This window comes from Methylobacterium hispanicum (genome assembly GCF_022179285.1).
Lineage (GTDB): Bacteria > Pseudomonadota > Alphaproteobacteria > Rhizobiales > Beijerinckiaceae > Methylobacterium > Methylobacterium hispanicum.
Genome location: NZ_BPQO01000002.1, coordinates 93713 through 108245, shown reverse-complemented (window position 1 = coordinate 108245; position 14533 = coordinate 93713). Strand labels below are relative to the sequence as shown.

Annotated in this window: 16 protein-coding genes; 4 read left to right on the top strand and 12 right to left on the bottom strand. The window is 70.2% G+C overall.

Going from position 1 to position 14533, the window contains the following annotated elements; genetic code table 11:
• Window positions 1-43: 43 nt before the first annotated feature.
• The gene (locus MFF56_RS02500; protein ID WP_066921947.1) at window positions 44-262 is read left to right on the top strand and encodes a hypothetical protein; all 219 of its coding nucleotides are present in this window, start codon (window positions 44-46) and stop codon (window positions 260-262) included.
• Between the two features lie 503 nt (window positions 263-765).
• Here the strand turns inward: MFF56_RS02500 and lpdA are convergent.
• From lpdA to eno, 8 genes are all read right to left on the bottom strand, one after another.
• Window positions 766-2205, bottom strand: coding sequence for a dihydrolipoyl dehydrogenase (lpdA, locus tag MFF56_RS02495; RefSeq protein WP_066921945.1), 1440 nt, complete (start codon window positions 2203-2205; stop codon window positions 766-768).
• 21 nt (window positions 2206-2226) lie between these two features.
• Entirely contained in the window at window positions 2227-3648 is a 1422-nt protein-coding gene (locus MFF56_RS02490; protein ID WP_238229381.1) for a pyruvate dehydrogenase complex dihydrolipoamide acetyltransferase, read from the bottom strand.
• Window positions 3649-3652: 4 nt separating this feature from the next.
• Window positions 3653-4246, bottom strand: a complete 594-nt coding sequence (locus MFF56_RS02485; RefSeq protein WP_066923795.1) for a Uma2 family endonuclease — start codon at window positions 4244-4246, stop codon at window positions 3653-3655.
• Between the two features lie 13 nt (window positions 4247-4259).
• Entirely contained in the window at window positions 4260-4535 is a 276-nt protein-coding gene (locus MFF56_RS02480; RefSeq protein ID WP_066923797.1) for a DUF5076 domain-containing protein, read from the bottom strand.
• 61 nt (window positions 4536-4596) lie between these two features.
• The gene (locus MFF56_RS02475; RefSeq protein ID WP_238229380.1) at window positions 4597-6048 is read right to left on the bottom strand and encodes a pyruvate dehydrogenase complex E1 component subunit beta; all 1452 of its coding nucleotides are present in this window, start codon (window positions 6046-6048) and stop codon (window positions 4597-4599) included.
• A gap of 74 nt (window positions 6049-6122) precedes the next feature.
• Window positions 6123-7196, bottom strand: a complete 1074-nt coding sequence (gene pdhA / locus MFF56_RS02470; protein WP_066920328.1) for a pyruvate dehydrogenase (acetyl-transferring) E1 component subunit alpha — start codon at window positions 7194-7196, stop codon at window positions 6123-6125.
• Window positions 7197-7320: 124 nt separating this feature from the next.
• Window positions 7321-7632, bottom strand: coding sequence for an FtsB family cell division protein (locus MFF56_RS02465; RefSeq protein WP_066920330.1), 312 nt, complete (start codon window positions 7630-7632; stop codon window positions 7321-7323).
• A 130-nt stretch (window positions 7633-7762) separates the two neighbouring features.
• Window positions 7763-9049, bottom strand: coding sequence for a phosphopyruvate hydratase (gene eno, locus MFF56_RS02460; RefSeq protein ID WP_066920332.1), 1287 nt, complete (start codon window positions 9047-9049; stop codon window positions 7763-7765).
• A 213-nt stretch (window positions 9050-9262) separates the two neighbouring features.
• Here eno and queF point away from each other — a divergent pair, with 213 nt between their 5' ends.
• Window positions 9263-9712, top strand: a complete 450-nt coding sequence (queF, locus tag MFF56_RS02455) for a preQ(1) synthase (RefSeq protein ID WP_066920334.1) — start codon at window positions 9263-9265, stop codon at window positions 9710-9712.
• A 63-nt stretch (window positions 9713-9775) separates the two neighbouring features.
• Here the strand turns inward: queF and MFF56_RS02450 are convergent, their stop codons facing one another.
• Window positions 9776-10081, bottom strand: a complete 306-nt coding sequence (locus MFF56_RS02450) for a hypothetical protein (RefSeq protein WP_066920336.1) — start codon at window positions 10079-10081, stop codon at window positions 9776-9778.
• Window positions 10082-10356: 275 nt separating this feature from the next.
• Here MFF56_RS02450 and MFF56_RS02445 point away from each other — a divergent pair, with 275 nt between their 5' ends.
• Complete coding sequence (locus MFF56_RS02445) at window positions 10357-11025, top strand: class I SAM-dependent methyltransferase (RefSeq protein ID WP_066920338.1); 669 nt, start codon at window positions 10357-10359, stop codon at window positions 11023-11025.
• A gap of 15 nt (window positions 11026-11040) precedes the next feature.
• On the opposite strand, the gene kdsA is transcribed toward MFF56_RS02445, so the two are convergent.
• The 3 genes from kdsA to MFF56_RS02430 form a co-directional block, all read right to left on the bottom strand.
• Window positions 11041-11901, bottom strand: coding sequence for a 3-deoxy-8-phosphooctulonate synthase (kdsA, locus tag MFF56_RS02440; RefSeq protein WP_066920340.1), 861 nt, complete (start codon window positions 11899-11901; stop codon window positions 11041-11043).
• Between the two features lie 9 nt (window positions 11902-11910).
• On the bottom strand, window positions 11911-12423 hold the full coding sequence (locus MFF56_RS02435; RefSeq protein WP_238229379.1) for a hypothetical protein: 513 nt from the start codon (window positions 12421-12423) through the stop codon (window positions 11911-11913).
• Window positions 12424-12532: 109 nt separating this feature from the next.
• A complete protein-coding gene (locus MFF56_RS02430; RefSeq protein ID WP_238229378.1) occupies window positions 12533-14044 on the bottom strand; it encodes a Do family serine endopeptidase in 1512 nt (503 codons plus the stop codon).
• Window positions 14045-14214: 170 nt separating this feature from the next.
• On the opposite strand from MFF56_RS02430, the gene sugE reads away from it, so the two are divergent.
• Window positions 14215-14529 (top strand): quaternary ammonium compound efflux SMR transporter SugE, encoded by a 315-nt coding sequence (gene sugE, locus MFF56_RS02425; protein WP_066918184.1) that lies wholly within the window; start codon window positions 14215-14217, stop codon window positions 14527-14529.
• The last annotated feature ends 4 nt before the right edge of the window (window positions 14530-14533 follow it).

The following is a 14533-nucleotide window of genomic DNA, read 5'->3' as shown; positions in this document are numbered from 1 at the left end:
GCGAGGATCCCGTGTCGCCAGGAACCTCCTGCGCCGCCGGCTCGTGAGCCGCGGCGAGCTGCTCGGATCGGCGACGCTGACCGTCTGGCCGCACAGCATCGATGCCAAGGCGGTCGAACCCCGCGAGATGCCGAGCCTTCTCCTCGCGCTGGAGGAGGCCGCAACCGCCCTGCGCAGCGGCGAGGGCACGCCGTGGATCATCACCAGCGCCGGGACGATGCTGCCGCCCAACCTTCTGCGGAACCTGATCGCGCTGCCGTGAGCGCGTCGAGCCGCGATCGTCGCGTTCCCCAAGCGGCGATCGGACGCCGTCCTACGAAAAGACGGCTTGCGAACCGACACGAAACCGATCTAGCCTCTGGATCTCGGCGCCAGATCGGGCGTCGGTCTTGAGAGAGGAGGCCTGCGATGAGCCGTCACGGTTCCTGCGTCCCGACATCTCGTACCGCCGATCCGGATCAGGACACGCCGCCGAACAGGAACCTGCAGGGATAGTGGCGCCTCGAGCGCGGCGGTCGAGTTCCCCGTCCGGCAGGGCCGGTCGGGCCGGATGCTCCCGCTACGCACAAGAGAACGCGTGGCCCCTGCGAAGGCCCGTCAGCCCATCGGCTGACGGGCCTTTTTCGTCGGGCAGGGCAACCGCTTGCCGCCGGCACGCGCGCCGGGCGAAGCCGAGCGCGCGAAATCTGACGACACGACCGCCGGTTGCGTCGGAGGGCCAGACCGGACCGCGTGACCGATCGGGCCTGGCCGGGCCACCGCGGCTCAGGTGTGGATCACCTTCCCGTAGGCGTCGAGCACGCTCTCGTGCATCATCTCGGAGAGCGTCGGATGCGGGAAGACCGTGTGCATCAGCTCTTCCTCGGTGCTCTCCAGCGTCATCGCGACGACATAGCCCTGGATCAGCTCGGTTACCTCGGCGCCGATCATGTGGGCGCCGAGCAGCTGGCCGGTCTTGGCGTCGAAGATCGTCTTGATCAGGCCGTCCGGCTCGCCGAGCGCGATGGCTTTTCCGTTGCCCGCGAAGGGGAAGCGGCCGACCTTGACTTGGAAGCCCTGCTCCTTGGCCTTGGCCTCGGTAAGGCCGACGCTGGCGATCTGCGGGTGGCAATAGGTGCAGCCCGGGATCTTGCCCTTGTCCATCGGGTGCGTGTGCAGACCCTTGATGGTCTCGACGCAGATGACGCCCTCGTGCTCGGCCTTGTGGGCGAGCATCGGCGGGCCTGCGACGTCGCCGATCGCGTAGAGGCCCGGCACGTTGGTGCGTCCGAGCCCGTCCGTGACGATGGTGCCACGGTCGGTCTTCACGCCGAGCTTCTCGAGGCCAAGATTCTCGATGTTGCCGACGACGCCCACCGCCGAGATCAGCTTCTCGGCCGAGATCTGCTGGCTCTTGCCGTCTGAGCCCTCGATCGTCGCCGTGACGGCGTTCGCGCCCTTCTCGACCTTCGTCACCTTGGCACCGGTGAGGATCTTGATGCCCTGCTTCTCGAAGCGCTTGCGGGCCATGCCGGCGATCTCGGCGTCCTCGACGGGCAGGATCTGCGGCAGCAGCTCCACAACCGTCACCTCGGCGCCCATGGTGCGGTAGAACGAGGCGAACTCGATACCGATCGCGCCCGAGCCCATCACGAGCAGGGACTTCGGCATCGCCTCCGGCACCATGGCCTCGTAGTAGGTCCAGATCTGCTTCTTGTCGGGCTCGATGCCGGGGATCGCGCGCGGGCGCGCACCGGTCGCCAGGATGATGTGCTTGGCGCTGTAGCTGCCGGCCCCCTTGGCGCCCTTCGGGGCCTCCGCGCGCTTGGTCTCCTTCACGGTGACCTTGCCGGGCTCGTTGCCCTTGGCGACGGACTCGACCGTGGCCTCGCCCCAGATCACGTCGACCTTGTTTTTCTTGAGCAGCATGCCGACGCCGCCGTTGAGCCGGCCGGAGACGCCGCGCGAGCGCTTCACGATCGCGGCGGCATCGAACGAGACCTCCTTGGCCGAGAGCCCGTAATCGGAGGCGTGCTGCATGTAGTGGTAGATCTCGGCCGAGCGCAGCAGCGCCTTGGTGGGGATGCAGCCCCAGTTCAGGCAGATGCCGCCGAGATGCTCGCGGTCGACCACGGCCGTCTTGAAGCCGAGCTGCGCCGCGCGGATCGCCGTGACGTAGCCGCCGGGGCCCGCGCCGATGACGAGGATGTCGTAGGTGTCGGACATGTCGCTCTTCCCCCGCGCGCCTTAGACCAGCATGCCCATCGGGTTCTCGATGAGCCCCTTGAAGGCCGAGACCAGTTCGGCGCCCAGCGCCCCGTCGAGCACGCGGTGGTCGCAGGACAGCGTGCAGGTCATCACCTGGGCGACGGTCGGCTGGCCGTCCTTCACCACGACGCGCTTCTCGCCCGCACCCACCGCCAGGATGCTGGATTGCGGCGGGTTGATCACCGCGGTGAAGTGCTTGATCCCGAACATGCCGAGGTTGGACACGGAGGTGACGCCGCCCTGGTACTCCTCGGGCTTCAGCTTCTTGGCGCGGGCGCGGGCCGCGAAGTCCTTCATCTCGTTCGATATGGCCGAGAGCGTCTTCTCGTCGGCCCGGCGGATGACCGGGGTGAACAGGCCGCCGTCGATGGCCACCGCCACGCCGACCTCGGCGTGCTTGAAGCGCAGGATCCGGTCCTCGGCCCAGACCGCGTTGGCGGCCGGCACGCGGGTCAGTGCGAGGCCCATCGCCTTGATGACGAAGTCGTTGACCGAGAGCTTGAACAGCGGCTTGCCGTCCCGGTCCTTGCCGGCCGAGCCGTTCAGCGTCTCGCGCAGCTTCATCAGCGCGTCGAGCTCGCAATCGACAGTGAGGTAGAAGTGCGGGGCCACCTGCATCGCCTCGGTGAGGCGCTTGGCGATGGTTTTGCGCATGCCGTCGAGGGGAACCTCCTCGTAGGCGTCCTTCTGGTAGAAGCCCCGCACCTGATCGAGGCTGAGCCCGGCGGGCGCGCCGCCGGCCGGAGCGGCCTTCGGCGCGGGGGCTGCGGCCTTCGGGGTCTCGGCGGCCTGGTGAGCAGGGGCCGGGGCCGCCTTGGTGGCGCCGGAGGCCTTCGCCTCCTGCACGTCGCGGGCGATGATGCGGCCGTGCGGGCCCGAGCCCTGGACGGCGGCGAGATCGACGCCCTCCTGCTTGGCGATGCGGCGCGCCAGCGGCGAGGCGAAGACGCGACCTCCCGAGGAGGCCGGGGCGGCGGCCTGTCCGCCACCCGCGGCGGGCTTCGCGGCGTCCGGCGCCTCGTTCACGCGGGCGTAGGACATGTGGCCGTCGCCCGGCGTGGTGTTCTGCCCGGCATCGGATTTCGGCGCCTCGGCGGCGGGTTTGGCCTCGGCCTTCGGCGCGGCGCCGCCGCCCGCGGCCGCTGCGGAGACGTCCTCGCCCTCGCCCGCGATGATCGCGATCAGGTCGTTGACCGGCACGTCCGCCGTGCCCTCCGGCACCACGATCTTGGCGAGGACGCCCTCGTCGATGGCCTCGACCTCCATCGTGGCCTTGTCGGTCTCGATCTCGGCCAGCACGTCGCCGGACTTGATCGCGTCGCCCTCCTTCTTGAGCCACTTGGCGAGGTTGCCCTTCTCCATCGTGGGGGAGAGGGCGGGCATCAGGACGTTGATCGGCATGGTCTCAGGTCTCGGACGGTGACGGGGCGGCCGGATCGTCGAAGGCGAACAGGTCGTCGAGCGGGAACGGGACGGCATCGAAGGGCGGCAGTGCCACGGTCTCACCGCGCTGGACGGTGCCGTCGAGGCGCCACGTGCCCTCGGTCAGGGTGAAGGATTCGAGCAGGCCGGCCGTCGGATCGAGCAGCCAGAGATGGCCGACGCCGAATTCAGCGTAGATGCGGCGCTTCGGCCCCCGGTCGATCCGGGTGGTCGACGGCGACAGGATCTCGCAGACCCAGTCCGGCGGCGTCTCGATGAAGGCCGTTTCGGGTTCTGTCGGCAGGCGGGAGCGACGCCACCCAGCGATGTTCGGCACCACGACCTGCGTCCCGAGATGCAGTTCGGGCTCGACCATGAAAATCCATCCGCCGGGGCCACCGCGCCCGCGACCGAAAGGCGGAACCAGCTCGGCGGTCAATTCAGCGGCGACGACGGCATGTCTCGGGCGCGGACGGGGATGCGTCTCCAGCGCGCCGTCGATGATCTCCGCGACCAGATGCTCCGGCACGGCCTGGAGGTCGGCGTAGGTCGCGGGTCGGTGGGCGGGCGCTCCCATGGGGCAGTCGCCGCTAGTTGAGGTCGCCGGAATCGAGGCTGTCCGCCTCGATTCCCGCGCGGATGCGCTCGAACGCCTCCTCCTCCGACATCTCGGTCTCCAGCGCGTAGGCGCGAGCGGCCTGCCGGGCGAGGTCCATGAGGAGGCGGCCCCAGGTCGCCGGATCGTCGAAGGAGCGCCGCAGGGCGACGCTGACCGCGCCGTCCACCACGATGGCGCGCAGAACCTCGACGCCGCCGTTCTCGGCGACGTCGGGGGGCACGGAGAGTTCCTCGAACGCTTGGCTCATGGCTGGCAGCCCTCTCGGTGTCGCCCCGCGCGGAGGCGCGGGGGATGAGCGGCGCGCGGGCCTACTTGTAGCAGACGCTCTTGGCGGCCTCGACGACCTCGGCCACGGAGGGCAGCGCGAGCTTCTCGAGATTGGCCGCGTAGGGCATCGGGACGTCCTTGCCGGTGATGCGGATCACCGGCGCGTCGAGGTAGTCGAAGGCGTCGACCATCAGGCGGGCCACGATCTCGGCGCCGATGCCGGATTGCGGGAAACCCTCCTCGACCGTGATGCAGCGGCCGGTCTTCTTGACCGACTCGACCACCGTGTCGGTGTCCATCGGGCGGATCGTGCGCAGGTCGATCACCTCGGCCTCGATGCCCTGCTCGGCCAGCGCCTGCGCGGCCTTGAGCGCGTAGGTCATGCCGATGGCGAAGGACACGATGGTGACGTCCGAGCCCTGGCGGTGCACCCGGGCCTTGCCGATCGGCAGCACGAAGTCATCGAGCTTCGGCACCGGGAAGGACTGGCCGTACAGGATCTCGTTCTCGAGGAAGATCACCGGGTTCGGATCGCGGATCGCGGCCTTGAGCAGGCCCTTCGCGTCGGAGGCCGTGTAGGGCGCGATCACCTTGAGGCCGGGCACGTTCGAGTACCAGGCGGCGTAGTCGTGGCTGTGCTGGGCACCCACGCGGGCGGCGGCGCCGTTCGGGCCCCGGAACACGATCGGGCAGCCGAGCTGGCCGCCCGACATGTAGAGCGTCTTGGCGGCCGAGTTGATGATGTGGTCGATCGCCTGCATGGCGAAGTTGAAGGTCATGAACTCGACGATCGGCTTCAAGCCCGACAGGGCCGCGCCGACGCCGATGCCGGCAAAACCGTGCTCGGTGATGGGGGTGTCGACCACGCGCCGCGCGCCGAACTCCTGCAGCAGGTTCTGGGTGACCTTGTAGGCGCCCTGGTACTCGGCGACCTCCTCGCCCATGATGAAGACGTCGCCGTCGCGGCGCATCTCCTCGGCCATGGCGTCGCGCAACGCCTCGCGCACGGTCATCGTCACCATCTCGGTGCCGGCCGGGAACTCCTCCATCACCGGCTCCTTGGCCTTGTTGGTGATGGTGGCGGGCGCGGCCGGAGCGCGCTGGGCGTCGTCGCCCGTCTTGGCGGCGGGCGCCGGCTTCTCGGCCAGTCCCTCGGCCTGCATATCGGGCGTCGGGGCCGGCTGGCCGCCCTGGGCGGCGCCGTTGGGCTTGCCCTTGCCCCCGGAAGCCGCGGCGGCAGCCACATCCTCGCCCTCGCCGGCGATGATCGCGATCGGCGTGTTGACGGCGACCCCCTCGGTGCCCTCCGCGATCAGAATCTTGGCGAGCACGCCCTCGTCGATGGCCTCGACCTCCATCGTGGCCTTGTCGGTCTCGATCTCGGCGAGCACGTCGCCGGATTTGACCGTGTCGCCCTCCTTCTTCAGCCACTTCGCCAGCTTGCCCTCCTCCATGGTCGGAGAGAGGGCGGGCATCAGGATGTCGGTCGCCATGTTCTGCTCTGTCGTGGGGCGGCGGGGCGGCCAGTGAGGCGGGCGGCTATTGCGTGCGTGCTGGAGAGCGCCGGTCAGGCGCTCGCCTCCAGCAGGATGTCGGTCCACAGCTCGGAGGGATCCGGCTCGGGATCGTTGGTGGCGAACTCGGCCGCGTCGTTGACGATCTCGCGCACCTTGGCGTCGGTCGCCTTCAACTCGGATTCGTCGACGCCGTGCAACTCGATCAAGCGCTTGCGCACCATCTCGATCGGATCGTGCTCGTCGCGCATCTTCGAGACCTCGTCCTTCGACCGGTACTTGGCCGGGTCGGACATCGAGTGGCCGCGGTAGCGGTAGGTCTGCATCTCGAGGATGTAGGGGCCCTGGCCGGAGCGGGCGTGCTCGATGGCGCGGGTCGCCGCCTCGCGCACGGTGCGCACGTCCATGCCGTCGACCTGCTCGCCCGGGATGCCGAAGGAGAGGCCGCGCTTCGAGAAGTCCGTCTGCGCCGAGGCGCGGGCGACCGAGGTGCCCATGGCGTAGCGGTTGTTCTCGATCACGTAGACGACCGGCAGCTTCCAGAGGGCCGCCATGTTGAAGCTCTCGTAGACCTGGCCCTGGTTGGCCGCCCCGTCACCCATGTAGGTGAGGCTGACCTTGCCGTTCTCCCGGTAGGCGTCCGCGAAGGCGAGGCCAGTGCCGAGTGCGACCTGAGCGCCGACGATGCCGTGGCCGCCGAAGAACTGCTTCTCGCGGCTGAACATGTGCATCGAGCCGCCCTTGCCGCGGCTGTAGCCGCCACGGCGGCCGGTGAGTTCGGCCATCACGCCGCGGCTCTCCATGCCGGTGGCGAGCATGTGGCCGTGGTCGCGGTACCCGGTGATGACCTGATCACCCTCGACCGAGGCCATCTGCATGCCGATGACGACGGCTTCCTGGCCGATGTAGAGGTGGCAGAAGCCGCCGATCAGGCCCATGCCGTAGAGTTGGCCCGCCTTCTCCTCGAAGCGGCGGATCAGCAACATCTCGCGGTAGGCGTGAAGGTCCTCGTCACGGGTGAACTGCGGAGCGTTCGGGGCGGGCCGGTGCGCCGCCTCCGCGCCATCCTTGGTCGCCTCAGGCTTCGCCTGCGCCGCGTCCTTCGCGGCGTCCTTGCCGGCGTCCATGCTTCGCTCCCCGGAATATGACCGTTTCGGGGCTCGGTTTAGGCCAGGACGACCGCGATTGCGAGTGGCGCCCCTCTGACAGCCATGCATGGTTGTCAGGGCGATACCACCTCTAGTTTCGGGCTTACGGCGTGATCACAACCACATCGTTTGCATGAACCCGTCCGAGTACGACGCGGGCGCGTTCCTCGAGCAGATCGCGGTCGATCTGCTCGCTCCGCAACAGGGCGACCCGGTGTTCCCAGGTTGCGCGCTCGGCCTTGGCGGCGGCGAGTTCCTGCGCGAGCCCGTAGGCCTGGATCTTGAGCGTGCGCTTGGCTTCCAGCCCGCGGTTGCCGTTCTCGGCCTGCGTGACGAAGTAACCCACGACGAGTGCCGACACGCTCCAGAGAGCGAGCGGGAGCACGACCATTCTGACGCGGCGACGGACGACCATGCCCCGACCATCCCGCGGCAAGGTTACGAATGCCCTAACGCAGCCGGGATGTCCGTCAGGATGTCTTGGAGAACGCGAAAGCCCCCGGCCTCGCTGACGCCGGGGGCTCGAAGGACCGCAGGCCGACGGCTCAGCGGCCGAGCTGCTTGATCGCCTGGCGGCCGGCGTAGCGCCCCTGCGGCCCGAGGCCCTCCTCGATGCGGATGAGCTGGTTGTACTTGGCCAGTCTATCGGAACGGGCGAGCGAGCCGGTCTTGATCTGTCCGCAATTCGTGGCGACCGCCAGATCCGCGATGGTCGAGTCCTCGGTCTCGCCGGAGCGGTGCGACATCACCGCGGTGTAGCCGGCGCGCTGGGCCATATCGACGGCGGCGAGCGTCTCGGTGAGCGAGCCGATCTGGTTGACCTTGATCAGGATCGAGTTGCCGGTGCCGCTCTCGATGCCGCGCGACAGGCGCTCGACATTGGTCACGAAGAGATCGTCGCCGACGAGCTGGCAGCGGCTGCCGATCTTGTCGGTGAGCAGCTTCCAACCCTGCCAGTCATCCTCGGACATGCCGTCCTCGATCGACAGGATCGGGTACTTGGAGACCAGCTCCGCGAGGTAATCGACCTGTTCCTCGATCGCTCGCGTGCGGCCCTCGCCCTCGTAGTGGTAGGCGCCGTCCTTGAAGAACTCGGTGGCGGCGCAGTCGAGGGCCAGCACCACGTCCTGGCCGGGCTTCAGGCCGGCGGCCTGGATCGACTCCATCACGAAGTCGAGCGCGGCCTCGGCCGAGGGGAGGTTCGGGGCGAACCCGCCCTCGTCGCCGACATTGGTGTTGTGTCCGGCCTTCTTCAGGGCGCTCTTGAGGGTGTGGAACACCTCGGCGCCCATGCGCACCGCCTCGGCCAGCGAGTCGGCGCCGACGGGCATGATCATGAATTCTTGGAAGTCGATCGGGTTGTCGGCGTGCGCGCCGCCGTTGATGATGTTCATCATCGGCACCGGCAGCACCCGGCCCTGAACGCCGCCGACGTAGCGGTAGAGCGGCAGGCCCGAGGTCTCGGCGGCGGCCTTGGCCACGGCGAGCGAGACGCCCAGGATCGCGTTGGCGCCGAGCCGCGCCTTGTTCGGGGTGCCGTCGAGATGGATCATCGCCTCGTCGACGGCGACCTGATCCTCCGCATCCATGCCGCCGATCGCGTCGAGGATCTCGGTCTGCACCGCCTGGACGGCGTTGAGCACCCCCTTGCCGCCGTAGCGTCCCTTGTCGCCGTCGCGCAGCTCGACCGCCTCGTGCGCGCCGGTCGAGGCGCCCGACGGCACCGCGGCGCGCCCGAAGGAGCCGTCCTCCAGAAGCACGTCGACCTCGACGGTCGGATTGCCCCGGCTGTCCAGGATCTCGCGGGCGGCGATGTTGGTGATCGCGGTCATGGAAATCCCCTCCCCTGTCTGCGTCGGCGCGCCGCGGCGCCACGAATCGGCGACGGGCCCGCGGCGCGTGGTCGCCGGGCTTATTGTCCAACCTCGGCGGTCCGGCAAGCCGTGCGTTGGATACCTGCCCCTGGCGCGCGTCGTCGGGTGGCGCGCGGCTGCCCCGCCCCGGCCGTTGATGCAACGGCGCGGCCCGCGGGGTATAGCGGTCGGATGACGAACGATACGCTCCAGCTCGGGCAGGCCACGCCCCTGCCCACCTCGCCTGAGGAAGCCCGCCTCGACCGTGTCCCGAACCCGCATCCCGACACGGATTACTGCGCCCGCTTCACCGCGCCGGAATTCACCTCGCTCTGTCCCGTCACCGGCCAGCCGGACTTCGCGATCCTGGTGATCGACTACGTGCCCGACCGATGGCTTGTCGAATCGAAGGCGCTGAAGCTCTATCTCGGTGCCTTCCGCAACCACGGCGCCTTCCACGAGGATTGCACCGTTGCCATCGGCAAGCGGCTCTCCGAACTCCTGGAGCCGCGCTACCTGCGGATCGGCGGATTCTGGTACCCGCGCGGCGGCATTCCGATCGACGTGTTCTGGCAGACCGGCGAACCGCCGAAGACGGTCTGGCTGCCCGACCCCGGAGTGCCACCCTACCGCGGACGCTAGAGCGCACGAAAAAGGCGACCGGCTCGCGCCGGTCGCCCTTCATTCAACCCTGTGGGTGTCGGCTCAGTAGCCGTAGCCGTACCCATAGGCCGGGCCGCCGTAACCGTAGGCCGGGCGGCCGTAATAGCCGTCCCGGGCGTAGGCGTCCCGCGCCGCGCCAGCCGCGATCGCACCCGCCGCAAGGCCCGCGATGCCGAGGCCGACAGCTGCGCCGGTACCGATGCCGCGGCGACCGCGATGTCCGTAACCGTAGCCCGCGTGCGGGGCGTAGCCATGGCCATAATAGCCGCGCGGCCGGGCGTCTGCCGCCGTCGTCGCGAGAGTTCCGAGGGTCAGAGCGGCGGCGGAGATGATGGCGAACTTGCGCATGATATCCTTTCTCGATCAGTGATCGATTTCGGGGATTCAACGCCGATCCGGCGCGAGGGTTCCGCCGGTCTTCGTTCTCGCAATACTGGCACGGTGCCGCCTATCGACCGGGTAGGACAGGGTTCCGCCGAGATGAACGGAGCCTGAACCCCTTTCGCACCTTGTTCCGACGACGCAGAACCCTCCTCGGCGCGCCGAACTCCGAACCTCCTTCCACACGCATGGACGTCGCCGACGGACGCTCTAGGATCGGGCGCCCCCACGGAGACTTCCGCATGGATACCCTGTCGCTCGTCCTCGAGACCTTCGCGCCGATCGAGGGGCGGCGGATCCTCGACATCGGTTGCGGGTCGGGCGTCCTGGCGAGAGCTCTCGCGGAGCGGGGCGCTGCGGTGACAGGGATCGATCCGGGCCAGGCCGCGATCCGGGCCGCCGCGGCCCGGGTGCCGGACGCCCGGTTCGAGCGGGCCTCGGCCGAGGCCATGCCGTTCGCCGACGGCACCTTCGACGGCGCCGTGATCCTCAACGCCCTCCACCACGTGCCCGGACCGGAGTCCGCGCTCGCGGAGGCTGCGCGCGTCGTCGGTCCGGGCCGCCCGATCGTCGTGGTCGAGCCGCTGGCCGCCGGAAGCTTCTTCGCGGCGCTCAGACCCATCGAGGACGAGACCGCGATCCGGGCGGCGGCGCAGGCGGCCATCGCGGCGGCGATCGCCTCGGGCGCCTTCTCCTGCCCCCGCGACGTCACCTTCGAGCGGCACGAGACCTTTCCCGACCTCGCGGCCTTCCTGGACCGGGTGACGGCCGTCGATCCCGCCCGCAAGGCGGCGATCGCGGCAGACCCGGCGGGGATCCGCGCCGCCTTCGAGGGCGCGGCGGCGCCCGGAGAGGACGGCTACCGCCTGACGCAGCCCCTGCGCGCCCACGTGCTAGTCCCGGCGCGCTGACCCTCGGTCCGCGCCTCAGGCGTCGGGCCGTGCCTTCGCCAGCCGGTCGAAGGCCAGGAGTTCGTCGAGGAGCGCCGGCATGTCCGCCAGCGCCACCATGTTGGGCCCGTCCGAGGGAGCCCGATCGGGATCGGGATGGGTCTCGATGAAGACGCCCGCAACCCCGACCGCGACCGCGGCCCGGGCCAGCACGGCGACGAACTCGCGCTGGCCGCCCGAGCTCGCCCCCTGTCCGCCGGGCTGCTGCACCGAATGGGTCGCGTCGAACACCACGGGCGCGCCGCCGGTGACCTTGGCCATGATGGGCAGGCTGCGCATGTCGGAGACGAGGGTGTTGTAGCCGAAGGACGCGCCGCGCTCCGTGACGATGACGTTCGGGTTGCCCGCCTCCGTGACCTTGGCCGCCACATGCCGCATGTCCCAGGGGGCGAGGAACTGACCCTTCTTCACGTTGACCGCCCGGCCGGTTCGCGCGGCGGCGAGTAGCAGGTCGGTCTGGCGGCAGAGGAAGGCCGGGATCTGGAGCACGTCCACAACCTCGGCGACCGGCGCGCATTGCTCGGCCGCGTGCACGTCGGTGAGCACCGGGAGGCCCAGCCTCTCGCGGATCTCGGCGAAGATCGGCAGCGCGCCCTCCAGGCCGAGACCGCGCGCGGCCGAGCCGGACGTGCGGTTGGCCTTGTCGAAGGAGGCCTTGAAGACGAGCCCGATCCCGCGCGCCTCCGCCATCGCCTTGAGCGCCGCGGCGATCTCGAGGGCGTGGTCGCGGCTCTCCAACTGGCACGGGCCGGCGATGAGCGCGAGGGGCAGGTGGTTGCCGAAGGCGGCGCTGCCGACCTTCACGACGGTGGGGGTGTTCGAGGCTGTATCCGACATGCGGCCGGTCTAGCCGGGCGCGAGCGCCCGCGGAAGGGCGGCCTTGCGCACGAGGGAGCCCTTGCGCGGGCGGCCGTCGCGCCGCTCGACCACGCAGAGGCTGACGAAACCCGCGAGGCCCACGGCGCGCGGGCCTGTATCGCAGCGCAGGATCACGCCGCCGACGCGCGCCTGCATCGGCACCTCGGCGAGCAGCGAGTCCTGGTGGAGGTTGAGCGCTGCCGCCTGCGCGTCCCGGAGCCGGGCCTTGCCCAGCGCCTCGGCCGCGAGCCCGACCAGCGTGAACCAGCCGACGGGCGGCCGGCGTTCGCCCGAGCCGATCACGATGCGGGCGGGGGCCCGGCAATCCAGGCTCATCCGGTCGGCATGCGCCGCCCGGAACACCGCGCCCGGCTCCGCCCGGCCGGCGAGCGAGGCGCCAGTGACGCGGATCACCCGGGCCGCGAGCGCGTCGCAGGAATCGGCCCGCGCCGGCCGAGCGGCGAGGCAGGCGAAAGCGAGGAGGAGCGGTGCGGCGCGCATGGCACCGATGTAGACCGTGCCCGGCGCCGCTGAATAGGGGCCGAACGCGCGGAAGGCGCCGCCCGCTGCCGGTCGGCGCCTTCCCGTGGATCCTGAGGCGGGAGCGGCCTCAACCCGCCTTGTTGAGCTGCACCGCGACGAAGCGGGTGACGCCCTTGCCGCTCTTCACCCGCATCAGCACCGCCTTGCGGCCGGCGCTCTCGGCCGAACGGATCTGCGCCGCGACCTCCGAGGGCTTGCTGACGCTCTGGCCGCCGACATCCAGGATCAGGTCGCCCTGCTCGATGCCCTTGGCGGCGGCCGGCCCGTCCGGATCGACCTCGACCACCGCGACGCCCTGGTCGGCGAGGCCCACCTCGGAGGCCGGCGCGAGGCTGAGGCCCAGCCGCGGTTGCCCGTTCGTTTCCGAATCGCCCCGGCTCGCCACCTTGCCGTCGCTCGGCAGCGAGCCGAGCGTCACCGTCGCGGTGTCGGCCTTGCCGCCGCGGAGGTAGGCGAGATCGACCTTCGCGCCGGGCTTGAGGCCGGCGATCTTGCGCGACAGCTCCTTCGCATCGTTGATCGGGTCGCCGTTGACCTTCTCGATCACGTCGCCGGACTTCAGGCCCGCCTTAGCGGCGGGCGTGCCGTCCTCGGCGTGATCGACGAGCGCGCCCTTGGGCTTCGCCAGACCGAGGCCCTCGGCGATGTCCTGCGTCACGGGCTGGACCTGCACGCCGAGATAGCCGCGGGCGACCTTGCCGTCCGTGCGCAGCTGCTCGACCACGGCCTGCACCGTCTCGGCCGGGATCGCGAAGGCGAGGCCGACGCTGCCCCCCGAGGGCGAGGCGATCGCGGTGTTCACGCCCACCACCTCGCCGTTGACGTTGAAGGTGGGGCCGCCCGAGTTGCCCTTGTTGATGGGCGCATCGATCTGCAGGAAGTCGTCGTAGGGCCCGGCGCCGATGTCGCGGCCGCGGGCCGAGACGATGCCCGCCGTCACCGTGCCGCCGAGGCCGAACGGGTTGCCGATCGCCACCACCCAGTCGCCGACGCGCGGCGCGCCCTTGCCGAACTGGACGTAGGGGTAGCTGCCGGCTTCCTTGATCTTCAGAAGGGCGATGTCGGTCTTGGAATCCTTGCCGATGACCTTGGCGTCGAGGGTGCGGCCGTCGTCGAGGGTGACCTGCACGGTCTTGCCGTGGTCCACGACGTGGTTGTTCGTCACCACGTAGCCGTCGGCCGAGATGATGAAGCCCGAGCCTACGGCGCCGCGGCTGCCGCCCCGCTGCTGCTGGCCGCCCGGCCCGCCGTTCTGGCCGAAGCGGCGGAAGAACTCGCGCAGCTGCGGCGGCACGTTCTGCATGTTGCGGCCGCCCTGGCTGGGGCCGTCGTCGTCGTCCATGCTGGCGGTGTCGTCGAGCTTGACCTTCACCGAGACGACGCCGGGCTTCACCTTGTCGACGATGTTGGCGAACGAGCCCGGCGGGTGCTCGGGGGCCTCGATCGGGGTCTTGGGCAGGGCCTGCGCGTAGGCCGGGGTGGCGGCCGGCAGGTAGGCGCCGCCGATCGCGCCGCCCGCCAGAAGCGCGGCTGCGGCCACGGAGGCGAGGGCGCGGCGGTGGGTACGGGTCTCGGGCATCGGGGTCTCCGGTCGGAAAGCTGTGCGCCGCGCGGGCGGCGATGACGCTGTCCTAGACCCCTGCCCCTGACCCACCGGTGGCGGGCGCATTACGGTTTGGTCAGGTTCGGGCTTGGTTCGGGCGCTCCCGTCGCGCAAACAGCGCGCGCAACCCTGGGAGACGCCGACACGTGGCCTGGATCCTCCTCCTCGTCGCCGGTCTGCTCGAGACCGGCTGGGCTATCGGCCTCAAATACACGGAGGGCTTCACGAAGATCGTGCCCTCGGTGCTGACCCTCGCCGCGATGGCGGCGAGCGTGGTTCTGCTCGCGATCGCGCTGCGCACCCTGCCGGTCGGGACCGGCTACGCGGTCTGGACCGGCATCGGCGCGGTCGGCACCGCGATCCTCGGCATCGTCCTGTTCGGCGAGCCCGCGACCGCCGCCCGGATCGCCTGCATCGGGCTGATCGTGGCGGGGATCGCGGGGCTCAAGTTCGCGGGCTGAGGCC